The organism is Bacteroides sp. RTP31139st1_H2_RTP31139_211217 (assembly GCF_040227615.1).
Lineage (GTDB): Bacteria > Bacteroidota > Bacteroidia > Bacteroidales > Bacteroidaceae > Bacteroides > Bacteroides uniformis.
The window spans coordinates 13,279-30,508 of the sequence record NZ_JBCNZM010000049.1; the positions used below are offsets into that span (position 1 = coordinate 13,279).

At 48.1% G+C, this 17,230-nt stretch carries 18 protein-coding genes and 1 pseudogene; 12 read left to right on the forward strand and 7 right to left on the reverse strand.

All coding sequences use genetic code 11. From position 1 onward, the window contains the following. The 5 genes and pseudogenes from ABUA47_RS10320 to ABUA47_RS10340 all read left to right on the forward strand — a co-directional run. A pseudogene (locus ABUA47_RS10320) lies at positions 1 to 175 on the forward strand (3-phosphoshikimate 1-carboxyvinyltransferase); the annotation flags it as partial. Positions 176 to 429: 254 nt separating this feature from the next. Further along, positions 430 to 858 carry a phospholipase gene (locus ABUA47_RS10325; protein WP_117588708.1) on the forward strand — a complete coding sequence of 143 codons (429 nt, stop codon included), beginning with the start codon at positions 430 to 432 and terminating at the stop codon, positions 856 to 858. Positions 859 to 908: 50 nt separating this feature from the next. Further along, on the forward strand, positions 909 to 1,721 hold the full coding sequence (locus tag ABUA47_RS10330) for a metal ABC transporter permease (protein ID WP_118067111.1): 813 nt from the start codon (positions 909 to 911) through the stop codon (positions 1,719 to 1,721). Positions 1,722 to 1,734: 13 nt separating this feature from the next. Beyond that, positions 1,735 to 2,160, forward strand: a complete 426-nt coding sequence (tsaE, locus tag ABUA47_RS10335) for a tRNA (adenosine(37)-N6)-threonylcarbamoyltransferase complex ATPase subunit type 1 TsaE (RefSeq protein ID WP_005824185.1) — start codon at positions 1,735 to 1,737, stop codon at positions 2,158 to 2,160. Positions 2,161 to 2,207: 47 nt separating this feature from the next. Continuing rightward, positions 2,208 to 2,426, forward strand: a complete 219-nt coding sequence (locus ABUA47_RS10340) for an immunity 17 family protein (protein ID WP_005835118.1) — start codon at positions 2,208 to 2,210, stop codon at positions 2,424 to 2,426. Positions 2,427 to 2,487: 61 nt separating this feature from the next. Here the strand turns inward: ABUA47_RS10340 and ABUA47_RS10345 are convergent, their stop codons facing one another. From ABUA47_RS10345 to dnaE, 3 genes are all read right to left on the reverse strand, one after another. Next, positions 2,488 to 2,820, reverse strand: coding sequence for a hypothetical protein (locus ABUA47_RS10345; protein ID WP_005824189.1), 333 nt, complete (start codon positions 2,818 to 2,820; stop codon positions 2,488 to 2,490). A gap of 118 nt (positions 2,821 to 2,938) precedes the next feature. Next, positions 2,939 to 3,253 (reverse strand): thioredoxin, encoded by a 315-nt coding sequence (gene trxA / locus ABUA47_RS10350; RefSeq protein ID WP_005824191.1) that lies wholly within the window; start codon positions 3,251 to 3,253, stop codon positions 2,939 to 2,941. Positions 3,254 to 3,419: 166 nt separating this feature from the next. Continuing rightward, complete coding sequence (gene dnaE / locus ABUA47_RS10355) at positions 3,420 to 7,217, reverse strand: DNA polymerase III subunit alpha (RefSeq protein ID WP_005824197.1); 3,798 nt, start codon at positions 7,215 to 7,217, stop codon at positions 3,420 to 3,422. A gap of 170 nt (positions 7,218 to 7,387) precedes the next feature. Here dnaE and ABUA47_RS10360 point away from each other — a divergent pair, with 170 nt between their 5' ends. The 3 genes from ABUA47_RS10360 (at position 7,388) to ABUA47_RS10370 (ending at position 9,162) form a co-directional block, all read left to right on the forward strand. Then, complete coding sequence (locus ABUA47_RS10360) at positions 7,388 to 8,074, forward strand: phosphatidylserine decarboxylase family protein (protein ID WP_005824199.1); 687 nt, start codon at positions 7,388 to 7,390, stop codon at positions 8,072 to 8,074. A 13-nt stretch (positions 8,075 to 8,087) separates the two neighbouring features. Further along, positions 8,088 to 8,795, forward strand: a complete 708-nt coding sequence (gene pssA / locus ABUA47_RS10365) for a CDP-diacylglycerol--serine O-phosphatidyltransferase (protein WP_005835110.1) — start codon at positions 8,088 to 8,090, stop codon at positions 8,793 to 8,795. A 67-nt stretch (positions 8,796 to 8,862) separates the two neighbouring features. Continuing rightward, positions 8,863 to 9,162 (forward strand): DUF4834 family protein, encoded by a 300-nt coding sequence (locus ABUA47_RS10370; protein ID WP_005824202.1) that lies wholly within the window; start codon positions 8,863 to 8,865, stop codon positions 9,160 to 9,162. Positions 9,163 to 9,186: 24 nt separating this feature from the next. Here ABUA47_RS10370 and ABUA47_RS10375 read toward each other — a convergent pair whose 3' ends face one another. Continuing rightward, entirely contained in the window at positions 9,187 to 9,621 is a 435-nt protein-coding gene (locus ABUA47_RS10375; RefSeq protein ID WP_009037193.1) for a nucleoside deaminase, read from the reverse strand. A 25-nt stretch (positions 9,622 to 9,646) separates the two neighbouring features. Next, positions 9,647 to 9,880: a hypothetical protein gene (locus ABUA47_RS10380; RefSeq protein ID WP_005824205.1), complete on the reverse strand. Its 234-nt coding sequence runs from the start codon at positions 9,878 to 9,880 to the stop codon at positions 9,647 to 9,649. A 180-nt stretch (positions 9,881 to 10,060) separates the two neighbouring features. On the opposite strand from ABUA47_RS10380, the gene ABUA47_RS10385 reads away from it, so the two are divergent. The 4 genes from ABUA47_RS10385 (at position 10,061) to ABUA47_RS10400 (ending at position 13,411) form a co-directional block, all read left to right on the forward strand. Beyond that, complete coding sequence (locus ABUA47_RS10385; RefSeq protein WP_349824492.1) at positions 10,061 to 11,863, forward strand: S41 family peptidase; 1,803 nt, start codon at positions 10,061 to 10,063, stop codon at positions 11,861 to 11,863. Next, complete coding sequence (locus tag ABUA47_RS10390; RefSeq protein ID WP_117681224.1) at positions 11,863 to 12,228, forward strand: YraN family protein; 366 nt, start codon at positions 11,863 to 11,865, stop codon at positions 12,226 to 12,228. The genes ABUA47_RS10385 and ABUA47_RS10390 overlap by 1 nt, the downstream gene beginning before the upstream one ends. 69 nt (positions 12,229 to 12,297) lie before the next feature. Next, on the forward strand, positions 12,298 to 12,654 hold the full coding sequence (locus ABUA47_RS10395; RefSeq protein ID WP_025834268.1) for an MmcQ/YjbR family DNA-binding protein: 357 nt from the start codon (positions 12,298 to 12,300) through the stop codon (positions 12,652 to 12,654). Beyond that, entirely contained in the window at positions 12,638 to 13,411 is a 774-nt protein-coding gene (locus ABUA47_RS10400; protein ID WP_005835105.1) for a biotin--[acetyl-CoA-carboxylase] ligase, read from the forward strand. The genes ABUA47_RS10395 and ABUA47_RS10400 overlap by 17 nt, the downstream gene beginning before the upstream one ends. Positions 13,412 to 13,532: 121 nt before the next feature. On the opposite strand, the gene ABUA47_RS10405 is transcribed toward ABUA47_RS10400, so the two are convergent. Beyond that, entirely contained in the window at positions 13,533 to 15,974 is a 2,442-nt protein-coding gene (locus ABUA47_RS10405) for a sugar-binding domain-containing protein (RefSeq protein ID WP_118067109.1), read from the reverse strand. Positions 15,975 to 16,010: 36 nt separating this feature from the next. Then, positions 16,011 to 17,230: glycoside hydrolase (locus tag ABUA47_RS10410; protein ID WP_349831588.1), on the reverse strand; the 1,220-nt coding region annotated here is incomplete at its 5' end.

The following is a 17,230-nucleotide window of genomic DNA, read 5'->3' on the forward strand; positions in this document are numbered from 1 at the left end:
CGTCATCGCCACCTACGAAGACCCCCGTATGGCCATGGCATTTGCCCCCGCCTGCCTTGTACTGCCCCAAATACGGATAAATGAACCACAGGTCGTTACCAAATCTTACCCTGCTTACTGGCAAGACTTGCAAAAGGCGGGATTTAAAGTCTGCCAAGATGCAATGCAATCTTAGAATAAAGCTTTTATTCTTAGAAATACAGCCTTTATTCTTAAGAATATAACCTTTATTCTTAGGAATAAAGGATACATTCTAAGATTAGGATGCATCCAAAGTAGTTTTATACTGCGTTCCAGGCAAGTAATGCCTGCGTCGGGTGGAAGTAATCTGCCTACCTGCAATCTGACTCATTATTTTGTCGTGTACAAAACAATGTGTATCTTTGTCCGTTCTATTAATGGAACATGTTTTTCAAGAAAAGGAAGCCCATGTGGATATTGATTATTAGCCTGATTGTCCTTGCCCTCGTGGCAGCCACAGCCGGAATTATACGCAACCGGAAACTGCAGAAGAAGATAGACCGCGGCGAACTGGACGCCATGCCCGAAGTGCAGGAAGTGGATGCCGAGTGCTGCGGACAGCATGAAATCTGCGAACGTGACAGCCTGCTGGCAGCCGTCAGCAAGCAAATAGAATATTACGATGACGAAGAACTGGACAAATACATCGGCACCGCTCCCGATGCCTATACTCCCGAGCAGGAAGACGAGTTCCGCGACGTGTTCTACACCATGCAAGACACGGACGTAGCCGGATGGGTGCGCAGCCTGCAACTGCGTGGCATAGCCTTGCCGGATAACATCAAGGATGAAGTGTTCCTCATCATCGGCGAACGCCGTCTCACCCCCCATTCCTAACACTCCACATCCAACTTTTAATTTTTAATTCTTAATTTTTAATTGAATAAATGGAGCTACTGCAATACACTTTTTTCCAACATGCCCTCATCGGCAGTCTGCTGGCAAGCATTGCTTGCGGGCTGATAGGCACGTACATCGTTACCCGGAGACTAGTGTTCATCAGCGGCGGATTGACGCATGCATCTTTTGGCGGTATCGGCCTGGGATTGTATACCGGCATTTCCCCCATTCTGTCGGCAGCCTTGTTTGCAGTCTTGTCCGCTTTCGGTGTAGAGTGGCTCAGCAAACGGAAGGACATGCGGGAAGACTCCGCCATTGCCGTATTCTGGACATTGGGCATGGCACTGGGCATCATGTTCACTTTCCTCTCGCCGGGATTCGCACCCGACTTGTCCGCCTATCTCTTCGGCAACATTCTCACGATTACCTGGAGCAACATCGCTCTATTGGGAGGGCTTGCCCTGCTGCTGATACTGTTTTTCGCGCTGTATCTCCATCCCATCATCTACGTAGCCTTCGACCGGGAGTTTGCCCGCTCGCAAGGTATTCCGGTGCAGGTATTCGAATATGTACTGATGATGTTCATTGCGCTGACCATCGTGGCATGCCTGCGCATGGTGGGCATCGTGCTGGTCATTTCGCTGCTCACCGTTCCGCAGATGACCGCCAACTTGTTCTCGCACCGGTTCCACCGCATCATCTGGCTTTCCATCGGCATCGGTTACCTCAGTTGCCTGGGCGGGCTGATGATTTCTTTCTACTTGAATGTCCCCTCGGGTGCATCCATCATATTCTTTTCCATCATTATCTATGCCATTTGCAAGACAGGAAAAAGTTTTTGGCTATATTTGCAACGCTAAATCAAAAGACACAATGGAAATCAAAATTCAGTCATTAGACCAGATTCACGAAGCCGCCCGCCAGTTCATCGCTGAAATGGGTGATAATACCGTCTTCGCTCTTTACGGAAAAATGGGGGCGGGCAAGACAACTTTCATCAAAGCCGTTTGCGAGGAGTTGGGCGTTTCCGACGTCATCACCTCCCCTACCTTCGCCATTGTCAACGAATACCGTTCCGACACTGCCGGCGAACTGATTTACCATTTCGACTTCTACCGCATCAAGAAACTGGAAGAAGTGTATGACATGGGTTACGAAGATTACTTCTACAGCGGCGCCCTCTGCTTCATAGAATGGCCGGAGCTGGTAGAGGAGCTTCTGCCGGGTAATACCATCAAAGTGACCATTGAGGAAATAGAGAACGGAGAGCGGAAAGTCACCCTGGAAGACTTTGAATAACCCCTCCCCCCTCTTTTTAATTTTTAATTTATAATTTTTAGTTCTCCATGAGCCAATACATCGTTCAAGGGATTTTTGCCGTCGCAGGCATCATCGCCTTGCTGGCAGCCATATTGGACTGGAACTGGTTCTTTACTGCCCGAAACACCCAGTTTATCGTACAAAATGTAGGGCGGCGACAAGCTCGCCTGTTCTACGGTGTATTGGGTGTCATTCTCATCGGTACGTCCATCTTCTTTTTTCTGAATACGCCACCGGTCACATAAAAACAAAAAATCGCGGATGAAGCCATGCTCATCCGCGATTTTCCTATACTTTTGATACAGACTATTCTTCGTCCAAAGATTCCGTATATTCCATCTCACCTTGTACGATGAAAAGGATTTCTTCCGGATCATAGTCACCCATCTCATCCTTATGGGCTTCCTTGACAATATAGTCCACGATTTTCCCCAAATCAATCTCGATGTACCCATCCGCATCCGGCTGTGCATCAAGGATGCCGCTCTCGGAATAGTACTCGTCAATCAAATCGAGAAAATAATAGAACTCGTCGTCAGAGAACTTCTCTTTCAACTCCTGCGGCAAATAATTCTTGATGTACTCGATGGTCTTTTCATCATCGACATCATTCTGCAAAAAATCGTCTTCCATTCCCATACTTACTATTGCTTAAAGGGTTAATGTTATTGACTATTTGACGATTTACTATTTACTATTTACTATTTAGCTGCGCCATGATGCCGAAAGGGTAAATCGTAAATCGTCAAATAGTACCTTATAATATCGCTTCTATCTTGGCCACGTAAGCAGATTTCGGAGCAGAACCTACCTGCTTGTCCACCAGCTCTCCATTCTTGAAGAACAAGACTGTAGGGATGTTGCGTATACCATATTCGGCAGCCACATCACCGTTCTCATCCACGTCACATTTGCCAATAATCACCTTTCCTTCATATTCAGTAGCCAATTCATCGATGATTGGTCCCACCATCTTACAAGGGCCGCACCAAGGTGCCCAGAAATCCATAACGACCGGCTTTCCCTCTGCCAGGATTTCTTGAAAATTGCTGTCTGTAATTTCTAAAGCCATTTCTTTTAATATTAAATGTCAACTATAATTATTAATTTACTGTCAATTGCGTTTTATCAACCTTCGCTTTCGAAGCAAAGATAGTGCAAACCGAATGCAAAACAAAATGAACTTGTTCATTTTTTATGCCGAGGTGCAGCCTATCTTCGTTTTCCAACAAAGATAACTAATTAATCCTGAACTCAAGGTCCGGACGCTCTTTTAAATAAGTAATCAGTTCACGCCCCACGGAAAGCTTCACGGGACGGGAAATCAAATCGACCGTCATCTTGCTATCCTCATCTCTGACTTTGAAATAAAGCTCCGTACTGCCCGGACGTTCCTTGGTCAGTTCTGCCAGTTCAGTTATCAAAGCCTTGTTCAGCACACTCAGCGGAATGAGAATGGTTATCTTCTCAATCAGTTTCTCCTTGACGTCAGGCAACAGTTCCATGGAGGTTATCTTCAGCTCCAACTCATCCTGCCGCCATTGCTTGGGCTGGCAACGGGCTTTGATGAACAAGAAGGTACGTTCACCCAGATACCCCTGATAGGTCACCCAATCATTTCCGAAGAAAGGAAGCTCTGCCGAACCGGAATAGTCTTCAATCTTGGCTATGCCGTAAGGATTTCCATTTTTGCTGATACCGCGACGCACGGCGGTCACGATGCCACCCATTGTTATTTCGCGTCCCACAAGTGCCGTCTTATCTTCCAGCTCTGTCATGTGAGTGTTGCAAACATGCTCCAGAACTACGGAATACTCATCCAACGGGTGTGCGGACAGATAGATACCTACCAAATCGCGCTCCCGGTTCAAACGGTCGAGGTCGCTCCAACGTTCCGCTACCGGTATTTCCGGAGTGGCGATATCCACCACATTCTCACCGCCGAACAAGGAGTTTGCAGCCGCAGCCTGGTCGGCCTGGTAACGGTTACCATACCGCACCAAGGTTTCGAGGAAGACCTCGTTCTTGGAATTTACGGCAAAATACTGCTCTCGCTTCAGCTCCGGGAAGCTGTCGAACCCGCCCGCCAAAGCAAGACATTCCAGATTCTTCTTGTTGCAGGCTGTCAGATTGACACGCTGCACAAAATCAAATATACCCTTGAAAGGACCATTCTTCTCGCGTTCCTCCATGATGCTCTGCACAGCACCCTCGCCTACCCCTTTCACCGCGCCAAGACCAAAACGGATATTGCCTTCCTTGTTCACGGTGAACTTCAGGTTACTTTCATTCACATCCGGCCCCAATGTATTTATGCCCATTGCCTTGCATTCGTCCATCAGTTTGGTTATATCGGTAATATTCGCCAAACTTCGGCTCATGACCGCCGCCATGTATTCGGCCGGATAGTTGGCCTTGAGGAAAGCCGTCTGATAGGCCACCCACGAATAGCAAGTGGCATGTGACTTGTTGAAGGCATAGGACGCAAACTTTTCCCAGTCGGCCCAGATTTTCTCAAGCACTTTCGGGTCGTGGCCGTTCTTTTGTCCACCCGAAATGAATTTCGGCTTCATGTGGTCCAGCTTGTCACGCAGTTTCTTACCCATCGCCTTACGCAAGGCATCGGACTCACCACGGGTGAAGTCCGCCAGCAAACGCGACAGAAGCATGACCTGCTCCTGGTAGACCGTAATGCCGTAGGTATCCTTCAGATACTTCTCCATGATGGGGATGTCATACTCGATGGGCTTGCGTCCCCACTTACGGTCGATGAAGTCGGGGATATAATCCATAGGACCCGGACGGTAGAGGGCATTCATGGCAATCAAATCCTCGAAAGTGCTCGGTTGCAACTCACGCAGATATTTCTGCATACCGGCCGATTCAAACTGGAACGTACCGATGGTGCGGCCGTCGCAATAGAGTTTATAGGTAGCAGGGTCGGAAATGGATATCTTGTCGATGTCGAGTTCCAAGCCGCGGTGCAGACGTACATTGGCAACGGCTTCCTTAATGATGGACAAGGTTTTCAGTCCGAGGAAGTCCATCTTGATAAGTCCCGTATCTTCGATGACGGAACCTTCGTATTGGGTAACGAGCATCTTCTCGCCCGTCTCCTTATCATCCGCCGTGCTGACGGGTACCCAATCCGTGATGTCGTCACGGCAAATAATAGTACCGCAGGCATGCACACCCGTACCGCGTACATTACCTTCCAGCATCTTGGCATATTTCATCGTATCGCGCACCAGGGGATCGGGCGAAGCCTCCGCAGCCTGCAATTCGGGCACGTAGGCAATGGCATTGGGCAGGTTGAGTTTCTTGTCGGGAATCTTATCCGGCACGAGCTTGCACAGACGGTCCGATTCGCTCAAAGGCAGTTTCTGCACGCGCGCCACGTCCTTGATGGCCATCTTGGTCGCCATCGTGCCATATGTAATGATGTGCGCCACCTTCTCTTGCCCGTACTTCTCCGTCACCCAGCGGAGCACTTCTCCACGCCCGTCATCATCGAAGTCCACATCGATATCAGGCAAAGAGATACGGTCGGGATTCAAGAAACGCTCGAACAGAAGGTCGTATTGAATCGGGTCTATTTTCGTGATGCCCAAGCAATAGGCCACCGCCGAGCCGGCAGCCGAACCACGTCCCGGTCCTACCGAAACGCCCAGCTGTGTGCGGGCGGCATTGATAAAGTCCTGCACAATCAAGAAGTATCCCGGGAAACCCATCGTCTTCATGATGTACAGCTCAAAGACCAGACGTTCCTTCACCTCGTCGGACAAGGGATCACCGTACAGTTTTTTAGCACCGTCGAATGCCAATTTTGCCAGATAGTCGGCTTCCAGCTTGATACGGTACAGCTTGTCGTAGCCCCCCAGACGCTTTATCTTGGCATTGGCGGCATCCTCATCCAGCACCACCTTGCCGTTTTCATCCTGGGTAAACTCATCAAATAAGTCCTTTTCGGTATATTTCTGCCGATAGCCCTCTTCCGTTCCGAAATCTTCCGGAATAGCAAACGTAGGCATAATAGGAGCGTGGTCGATGGAATAATATTCCACCTTGTCCAAAATCTCCAAGGTATTGGACAAGGCTTCGGGAACATCCTCAAACAAGGCGTTCATCTCAGCCTTTGTCTTCATCCATTCCTGCTTGGTATAAAGCATTCGGGTAGGGTCATCCAGATCTTTACCCGTGCTCAGACAAATCAGGCGGTCGTGCGCTTCTGCATTCTCTTCATCCACAAAGTGGACGTCATTGGAGCAGATAACCTTAATGTCATATTTCCGGGCAAGCTCCAGCAACTTGGCATTCGCCTTCTGCTGAAGCGGATAGGCTTCGTGGTTGGCACGGGGAACAGTGGCTTTATGGCGCTGAAGCTCCAGATAGTAATCATCGCCAAACAGATTCTTATACCAGCGTACAGCTTCTTCTGCCTCTTCCAGCTGGTCATTGATAATCTTCTTAGGAACCTCGCCACCGATACAAGCCGAGCAGACAATCAGCCCCTCATGGTACTTTTCCAGTTCACTGCGGTCTGTACGCGGACGCATATAGTATCCCCTTGTCCAGGCATGCGATACAAGTTTTATCAGATTGTGATACCCCTTCTCATTCTTTGCCAGCACAATCAGGTGATAGCCACTCTGGTCCGGCTTCCCCTCCTTCTTATCCATGGTTCGGCGGGCCACATACATTTCACAGCCTACAATCGGCTTGAACAGCTTGCTTTCCGCTTCTGCCATCTTGGCACGACAATCGGCAATCTCCGCTTCCTTGTCTTCACACTCTATCTCACCGCTTTCAATACCGGCAATCCTTTTCTTGAGGTCCTTTATCTCCCCCTTTGGCCCGCTGTTCTTCTTGTTGACATAGTTGGTGAACTCCTTGATACCGAACATATTTCCATGGTCGGTCACGGCAATGCCTTTCATACCATCCTTCATGGCCTTGTCAACCAGCCTGCTGACACTTGCCTGACCATCCAGAAGAGAGTATTGGGTATGGACATGTAAATGAACAAAATCTTGCATATATATCCTTTCTATTGAGAGCCTAAAATTACAACCTCTATCACAGCTAACAAAAATATTTCCCAAAAAGTTATCAACATGCACATTTCTCTCTCCAAATCCTTGTTAGATTTTCAAAATAAGCCTATTTTTGCAGATAATTTCTATCTAAATTAGCAAATACGATATACATGGGTCGATTAAAAAGATTAAAAAAGATACGCATACACCGTGAAGGAACACATACATTGGCAGGCAGCCTGGTTCTGATTCTGGCTGTCAACACTGCCCTTTACTTCGGATTGGAATGCAAAGTTCCTTTTTACGTAGTAGCGGTCATCAGCCTCATAGTATATGGCATACTCGTGAACTTCTTCCGCTGCCCCATCCGTTTGTTCGGACAAGAAACGGAGAAAGTCGTGGTAGCTCCTGCCGACGGTAAAATCGTAGTGGTGGAAGAAGTGGAGGAAAACGAATACTTCCACGACCGCCGTATCATGGTATCTATATTCATGAGTCTGGTTAATGTACACGCCAACTGGTATCCGGTAGATGGTACGGTAAAGAAGGTATGGCACAAAAACGGGAAGTTCATGAAAGCCTGGCTGCCCAAAGCCAGCACCGACAACGAGCGTTCCACCGTAGTAATAGAAACTCCGGAAGGCGTGGAGATTATGGCACGACAGATAGCCGGAGCCATGGCGCGCCGCATCGTGACCTATGCCGAACCGGGCGAGGAATGCTATATTGACGAACATATGGGTTTCATCAAATTCGGCTCCCGCGTGGATGTCTTTCTACCGTTGGGCACCGAAGTATTCGTTAAACTAGGACAACTGACTACCGGCAATCAGACTGTGATAGCCAAACTTAAATAATAAAAGAACAACAATGGCAAACTGCATTACCCGCCATATTCCAAATACTCTGACCTGCCTGAACCTATTCTCCGGGTGTATTGCTTGTGTCATGGCATTCGAAGCCAGATATGAATGGGCACTCGCTTTCATTATCTTCAGTGCCGTATTCGATTTCTTCGATGGCATGATGGCACGTGCACTGGACGCACACTCCATTATCGGCAAGGATTTGGATTCTCTGGCAGATGATGTCAGTTTCGGAGTGGCCCCTTCCCTGATTGTATTTTCCTTGTTCAAGGAAATGGACTATTCGGGCGCAATGGAAAGCTTGGCCGGCGTTTTCCCCTATCTCGCATTTCTTTTGTCCGTATTCTCTGCACTGCGGCTTGCCAAGTTCAACAACGATACCCGCCAGACGAGCTCTTTCGTAGGACTTCCCGTCCCGGCAAACGCCTTGTTCTGGGCTTCATTGGTGACGGGCGCTCACGACTGGCTGGTGAGCAGCAATTTCCATCCGGTTTATCTGTTGCTGCTGGTCTGCCTTTTCTCATGGCTGCTTGTATCGGAGATTCCAATGTTCTCACTCAAATTCAAGAATCTGTCATGGAAAGACAATAAAACAAGCTTCATTTTCCTGCTTGTCTGCATTCCGTTCCTCATCTTCTTGGGAATCTGCAGCTTTTCTGCAATCATCGTCTGGTATATACTGCTTTCGCTTATTACAAGGAAAAGTAAATAAACAAATCTTTGGCACGGTTGTTGTATTGAAGTTCGCAGAAAACGAACACATAAAAAGACATTAGCCCATGTTTCATATTTTAGGATTTTTATTCATCATCATAATTGCCATTCTGCTCATTGGCCTCAGCATTATCGGTACTGTCATCCGGAACATATTCGGATTGGGCGGACGCCGTACTTCCTCCAACTCCGGTCCCTACCAAAAAGGAAATGGTAATTACCAGCCGGGAGGGTATTCCTACAATGATAATAGACAATCGTCTGAGGAGGCACAAACTGAAGAAGGTGAAATACGCCCCCGCCACAAGAAACTGTTCTCCAAAGACGAGGGAGAGTATGTGGATTTTGAAGAAATCAAAGAGTAGAGATTAGGGATAAAGGATTAGAGATTATTTGCGCTTGGCGGCAAAGAACTCTTTCATCAGGGCGGCACATTCATCTGCCAGAATTCCTTTTACTACTTGTGTTTTGGGATGCAATGCCTGCGAGGCATAGCGCTGATACCCTCTTTTCTCATCTTCAGCACCAAACACCAGACGTCCCATCTGCGCCCAGGCAATGGCACCAGCACACATCACGCAGGGTTCCACTGTGACATAGAGAGTACATTCATTCAGATATTTGCCGCCAAGAGTTGCAGCGGCAGCGGTAATGGCTTGCATCTCGGCATGGGCGGTGACATCCGTCAAAGTCTCCGTCAAATTATGGGCACGAGCTATGATACGGTCCTTGCACACCACAACTGCACCTACGGGAACTTCTCCCCGTTCACCGGCCTTATGGGCTTCCAAAAGCGCCTGCTTCATATAATAGCTATCGTCCAACGCCACCCCCTTTAATTTTTAATTTTCACCTCCTCATGTCGTGCTCACCGAACAAAGTAGGATAATCCTCTTCCATATTCTTATGGATAAACATGAGAATAGTCTCCCGCAGCCAACGCGACTTGTTCGTTATCTTGTATTTCTCCAGATAACGGTCCACAATCCGCTGCTCTTCCTCGCTCATCAGGCATACCATGCGCTGCTCGCGTTTCGGTTCTTCGGGCGTTGCTTTCGCACACGTTTTATCTCTCTTTCTCATATTTCCTGCAAAATTACTTTTACTTCTGTAAAAACAAAACGAACCTACGTAATTTTTATATCGGAAACACTTAAATAGCACTGAAATATTTTTTTGACCGGTAAACTTAAAGTATTTCTTAAAAACATTTTAATTTAGTAATTAAAAACGTATTTTTGGAGAGTTCTAAATTTAAAAGGTATGAAACATGTAAATTATCTTAGTTTCTTTCTACTCACATTGTTCAGTATAAGTTTTATCTCATGTAGTGACGATGACGATAATAAACTTAATACCGGCATAACCAATCAGAGTTGGACAGAGGGAAAATCCCTGGAGATCAGCCAGGATAATGAGTTGTCTGTAAGCTTCAATGCTGCAGCCAAATGGGTAGCTTCCGTCACCTCAGGAGCGGATTGGTGCAAACTGAATACGACCTCGGGTACAAAAGGACAAAGCACCTTGAAATTATCTGTAAGTACAAGTTCCACCACCGACCGGACAGCCAGAATTTCCATTAATATAGACGGCTATTCTCCTGCAAGTTTTGAAGTTACACAAAAGGGGACCAGTGTTCCCCAAACCACTGAAGATATGGAGATTAACGCAAAAGTTGATGAATATCTGAGGGAAATGTATCTCTGGAACGATGAATACAAAACGTTGAATCTTGACCATAACAAAGGCTATGAAGACTTCTTCTATGATGCATTGGGAAGTATGACTACCAATACATTGGATAAAAAAACATATGTCGGTAGCGACGGCAAGACATATTATAATCTTTTCTCTTATATCCAGCTATTGCCCAATATTAGTTCAACCCGTACCACCAAAATTGTAAACAAGGAACTGGCATATAGTTTCGGTATCACCGGTATAACCCCCATAAGCATTGGCACACAAGCAGAAAATACCATTTATTTCTGCCTCCAAGGTGTATATCCCGATTCACCGGCCTCCGAAGCTGGACTCAAACGAGGAGCAATGATAAGCCTGATAAATGGAAAGAAGATAAATAATAACAATATTAATAACTTCTATTACGACATATTGTCACCAGATGCAACTATCAACTATACTTTGACAGAAGATGTCGTAGAAGGAGGCACCATTACCGGGCAAAAGGAATACACCATAACTTCCAAAGCCACATACAACAACCCCGTCATCTTCAGTAATGTCAAGGAAGACATAGAAGGACATAGAATCGGTTACCTCGTTTATTCTGGGTTCGAGGCAAGCTTTGACCAAGAATTATTCAATGTTTTCAAAGATTTTAAGAACAAGAACGTCACAGATTTGATTCTGGACTTGCGGTACAATGGTGGTGGGCATACCATGTCAGCTAATCTGATAGCGACTTATATTGCCGGTACTGCTTCTCAAGGTAAAGTATTCAGCAGTTTACGATACAATGATGAAAGAATGGCAAAACTCAATAACAAACGGGAAGATGAATTATTTGCATACTCCAGTTACCCCAACTTGGGTACTTCCTTATCAGCCGGAAGCCTCAATCTTCCCCGCGTCTACTGCCTTGTCGGAAATGGAACGGCCTCTGCCAGTGAACTCGTCATTAATTCCTTAGAAGGAATAGATTTGGACGTAATACTTATAGGTGAAAAGACCACTGGTAAGAACGTAGGTATGGAATATGAGGAGTACACTGTCCGAAATAACACATATCGTGTTGTTCCTATCACCTTCCAAAGCTATAACGCCAAAGGATTCGGGGAGTATGAAAAAGGATTTGAACCCGATATATTGATGGACGAAACCAATCCTTATAACGAACAAGGTGTATTCTATATTCATAAAGATTATGGAAACAATGAAGAACCTCTGTATGCCAAGGCCATTGAACTGATTACCGGTACAAATCCAGCCCCCCAAACGCGCAGTGCAGTGGTCAATACATTGGATGGTAAAACTTATAAGTTGCCCGCTATCTTCCGTCCTGGACACGACGGCATGCTGATGCCTGCCAGACACGCAGAATAATGAGTGCACACAATATTCTTGGAAAAGCCGGTGAAGACGCCGCTGCCAAATACTTGGAACAGAACGGTTACACCATACGTGACCGTAACTGGCGAAAGAATCACCTTGAGCTGGATATTGTAGCCGACAAAGATAAGGAACTGATTATTGTGGAAGTGAAAACCCGTAGCAATACGGACTACATTGAGCCGCAGGATGCCGTGAACTGGCAGAAAATACGACGTATTGTCGTAGCGGCCGATGCCTATATCAAGCACTTCTGCTTGGATGCACCCGTCCGCTTCGACATCATAACGGCTGTAGGCGAACCGGGTGCATTCAAGATAGAGCATCTCAAAGAAGCCTTCTATCCGCCGATGTTCTGAGAGTTGAAAATTGACAAGCAAGAGTTATTTCAATCGTAAATTGTAAACCGTAAAACCGTAAATACCATCATGGACATAGAAACCGCCCGCGAATATTGCCTCAGCAAAAAGGCCGTCACGGAATGCCTTCCGTTCGACGAATACTCGCTTGTGATGAAAGTCATGGATAAAATGTTTGCACTTATCGACCTGGAAAGCGCCAACAAGATTTGTCTGAAATGCGACCCCGAATATGCACTCGAACTGCGGGAGCACTATGCTGCCATCGAAGGTGCCTATCACTTCAACAAAAAGTACTGGAACCAGGTGTTCCTTGACGGTGACGTCGACGACAAACTGTTGAAGCAACTGATAGACCACTCTATGGAAGAAGTATTGAAGAAGTTCACCAAAAAAATGCGTACCGAATATGAAGCCCTGCCCTGACACATTCCCGTTCCCGCTGGTGGCATTGGACGAAACGGCATCGACCAACCAATACCTCAGCCAGCTTTGCAACCAGTTGCAAGAATCCGTTGCCGAACTAACAACCGTGACTGCCGAGTTCCAAACCGCCGGTAAAGGCCAGCGCGGCAACACCTGGGAAGCTGAAGAAGGCAAGAACCTGCTTTTCAGCTTTGTACTCTACCCTTCTTTTCTGGAAGCCCGCCGGCAGTTCATCCTTTCACAAATCGTCTCCCTCGCCATTAAGGAAGAACTGAGCAGATGGTCTGATGAAATCACCATCAAATGGCCGAACGACATTTATTGGAAAGACAAGAAAATCTGCGGTATACTGATAGAGAACGACCTTTCCGGACATCATATCAGGCGCAGCATTGCCGGAATCGGCATCAACATCAACCAGGAAGTCTTCAACAGTGATGCACCCAACCCCGTCTCACTGAAACAAATCACCGGAAAGGAGCACGACCGTTATGAAATCCTTGCCCATATTCTGAGACGTGTACAAATCTACTACAACAGTCTCCAAATGGAGGACTTCGCCGTCTACTCCGACGAGATATCCACACGGTATGCCCGCTCCCTTTTCCGTCGCCGGGGATTGCACCCTTATGAAGATGCCAACGGCAAGTTCCTTGCCCGGTTGCTGCGGGTAGAGCAAGACGGACGGTTCGTGCTGGAGGATGAAGGAGGAAGTGAACGGGAATATCTGTTCAAGGAAGTGCAATACATTCTGTAAGAAATGTACAACCCGTGCCATCGCATTGGCAAAGTTGTGCCACCATACTGGCACAGACTTGCCATCGTACTGGCACGACTGTGCCAATACGATGGCACAAACATAAGTCCATAGCAGTGTACTACTGCCTTACTTCAAACTTTACTTCAGTTCCTTTCAGAAAGGGGGAAGCAAACTTTACCTTAACCTGCCCCTCTCCTCCGGTAGTCTGTATATAGGCCAGCAAACGCCCGTGGTATACGCGGTGACGGTTATCGGTATAATCACTCATGTCACTGTTGTCAGAGCCTTCGAGCCCAAGCAGACGCGCCGGTCCTTCAACTGTACACGTAATTTCATTGTCGCCAAGTTTCACAACAGTACCTTCTTCGTCAACCACCTCTACGGTGATGTGCGCAGTGACGCGGTCGCCGGACAAAATAGTGCGGTCTGCCGTGGCACAAATGGCATAAGGACGTCCGGATGTCCGGATGGAATAGCCTGACAAGGCATTTCCTTCCTTATCGCAACCCTCAGCACGAAGCTCGCCGGCCCGGAAAGGAATATCCCAGTAGATGATGCCGGTCTTTTCATCATAGGGTTTCATCTCGCCCACCACCTTGCCATCGAGCAGCAAGCGTGCCTGCGGAGCATTGGTATAACACACCACACGTATATTCTGCCCCTCGTCATAGTTCCAGATGTCCCATGCATCGGGCGAAAGGAATACATGCTCGGGATGCTTGGGATTGACATATACCGGATATGTTCCTGCATACGTGACCGGATTCTCGCACCACAACGAAGCCCGAAAATGTCCGCGTGGCTTGGGGAAACTTCCGAAATCGAGCAAACCCGTGTACAAACCGCGGGACGGCCACCTGCCCGATTCACCCAGATAATCCGTACCGGTCCAGATGAACTGCCCGAAGATGAAGTCCTTGTCGCGGACGGCATACCAGGCATCAAGCCCCGACCCCGTCTCGCTTCCATAGATAATGCGGTTCGGATAAGTGGCATGGTCTTGGTCGTAGCGGTTTTCCGTATAGTTATACCCCACCACATCCACAGCATCGGGATACTCCGTCTCGTTCGACATCACGACACCTGCCAAAGCTCCGGTCACGGGACGGGAAGTGTCCACGGCACGTACACAAGCAGCCAGGCGCTTGGCGATGACTCCGATACGCATGGCATCGGGAGCATCCGGCTTATAGCCCCCGAACATCGGCTGGTTGATTTTAGCTCCATCAAGAACGGGATGCGAATAAGGGTCGTTCGGATAATCCACTTCATTGCCGATACTCCACAAGAAGATGCAGGTATGGTTGCGGTCGCGACGTACCATATCGGTCACGTCCCGTTCTATCCACTCCTCGAAGAAGTCGAAAGTACCGTCATAATTCGGAGTACCCACATTCCAGCCTTGTACCCATTTGCGTTTTGGAAACTCCCATTCGTCAGAGACTTCATCCATTACAAGAAATCCCAGGCGGTCACACAGTTCATAAAGAACGGGGGCTTGTGGGTTGTGGCTCATGCGGATGGCATTTACGCCAATCCCTTTCAAGTTATTCAGACGGCGTTCCCATACCTCCGGCGGCACTACTGCACCCAGCACTCCTGCATCATGATGCAAGCATACGCCTTTTACCTTCATCCAGTTGCCGTTGAGGGCAAAACCTTTGTTGGCATCAAATTCCAGCGTACGCAGTCCTACTTTGGTCTCACTGCCGTCAATGCGTTTGCCATTGGCAAGCAACTCGGTTTTCAATGTATACAGATACGGATTATCCAGATTCCAACGATGGGGTTTGGACACTTTCAAGTCAAGACTTTGCTTGGTAATGCCTTCTTTTCCATCGGCAACACGCACACGGCGTTGTGCCACCTGCTTTCCGGCAGCATCGTACAGTGCAGCCCTCAGTTCCAGTTTGTCGGAAGTTGCCTTGTGCTTCTCCACCTCTACATCGACCGCAACGACGGCTTGCTTGTCTGTCAGCGAAGCGGCATGCCAGCCCACACCCCATTGCGCAATATGTGTATCGGGAGCAGCCACCAGCCATACATCGCGATAGATGCCCGAACCCGTATACCAACGTGAATCGGCATAACGGCTATGGTCTACACGGACAGCCAGCACATTGTCGCCTTCCTTCAGATAAGGGGTCATGTCGTAAAGAAACGATACATAGCCGTTGGGCCGCTTGCCAAGCAGATGCCCGTTCAGGTAAACCTCGCTCCGGTTATATACCCCTTCGAAATAGATATAATGACGCGTTGCGTTGTCTTCAACCCTGAAGTGTTTGCGATACCAGCCTATCCCACCCGGCAGGTACCCGGTGCAACTGGCCAGTGTGGGCGACAATTGCCCCTCTATGGACCAATCGTGTGGCAAAGAAAGCTTCCGCCATCCGCTGTCGTCATAGTCAGTCCGGACAATAGCCGAGTCGTCCGTCAGCCGGAACAGCCATCCGTCATTGAACTTTGCGGCATCGCCAAATGCCACCTGCGCCTTTATCGGAGCAACGGCCAGCATTGCCAGCAAGAAGATAAGAGCAGTCCCGTTATTTTTAAAATACATTTTCATATAGATTTTCTTTGAAGTTAAACTAATTCTTTACTTCAGGCTATACACCGCGGTTGTCACACTCTTGGCTTCCAGAATCACCTGCTTGCCTGCCGCCACCGTTCCTTCCACCAGATTCTTGCTACCGGTAGTTGTATAAGTAGCTATTGACTTCGCTTCATTACTCCATCCCACATGCGTTTCACCTAAGCGAACCGCCTTATCAGACATGTTTGTATAGACGGCCACTACCTTATCCCCCTCGGGAGAAAGCCAGGCGGAACCGAAGAAAGTACGCGATTCGTTCAAGTCGAGGGCAATACGGCGGTATCCCGGACGGATAAAGCGGCTGTAATTGCCCAGTACCCAAAGAGTGGCAGTAGCCTGATAGCTTCCCTCCTGCTCTATATCACCATACTCGCCACCGGCAGGTACCAGCGAAATCAAGAGAAAACGGTTCTTATGCCCCCAACGGGAAACATCCATCGATGTCCAGTAACTCCAGGAAGACACCCCAGCCACAGTGAGGTCATTGTGGATGACCTTCGACATGTAGAAAGCGATATCCATCTCAGAAGCCTGCTCGTAGCCCACGAATTCGGAACTGCTGTAATTATCGCCCAGCATACTCCATTCACTCTGCCAAACATCCAGATTATACTGACCGGCAGCCTGGGCCACTTGCTTGCGCACGTTGCGCATACCGTCCCATGTGCCGTCAGTCCAATAGCTGTGTCCGCAAATGAGATTCTTCACGTGTGCCAAGTCACCCACGTAGGCGGAAGAGCCGGGTGTAAAGAAAGCTGAGAATACATTACTGCGGTTGGCATCGCCTTTCACTTTATACAGATACTCCCAATCACCGGATTCGCCCAAGAGAATGTCTGTGGAAAGCCCCCGGTCATCCAACGACATATCCAACTCGCGTGCCAGTGCAGCCACTTCGTCATTGGTCCAGCCACTGCCCTCCTGTCCGCTGTCCCAGTTGTACTGCGGCTCGTTGACGGGTGAGATATGGCTTATGTGATAGCCTTCAGCGGTATAACGGGCCGCTACATCGGCCATATATCCTGCAAAGTCACCATAATGTTCCGGTTTCAGATTGGAAAGTCCCCCTCTGGCGGAAAATCCTTTTCCATTATAGGTGTACTGCACGGGAGGTGTATTGCTGAAAAGAACGAAATTGTTACATCCCAGCTCCTTGGCACGGTCCATGAAGTAACGTTGTCCCTCGCAACGGGTCCAGTCGTACGTCAAGTCATCGGTAAGAT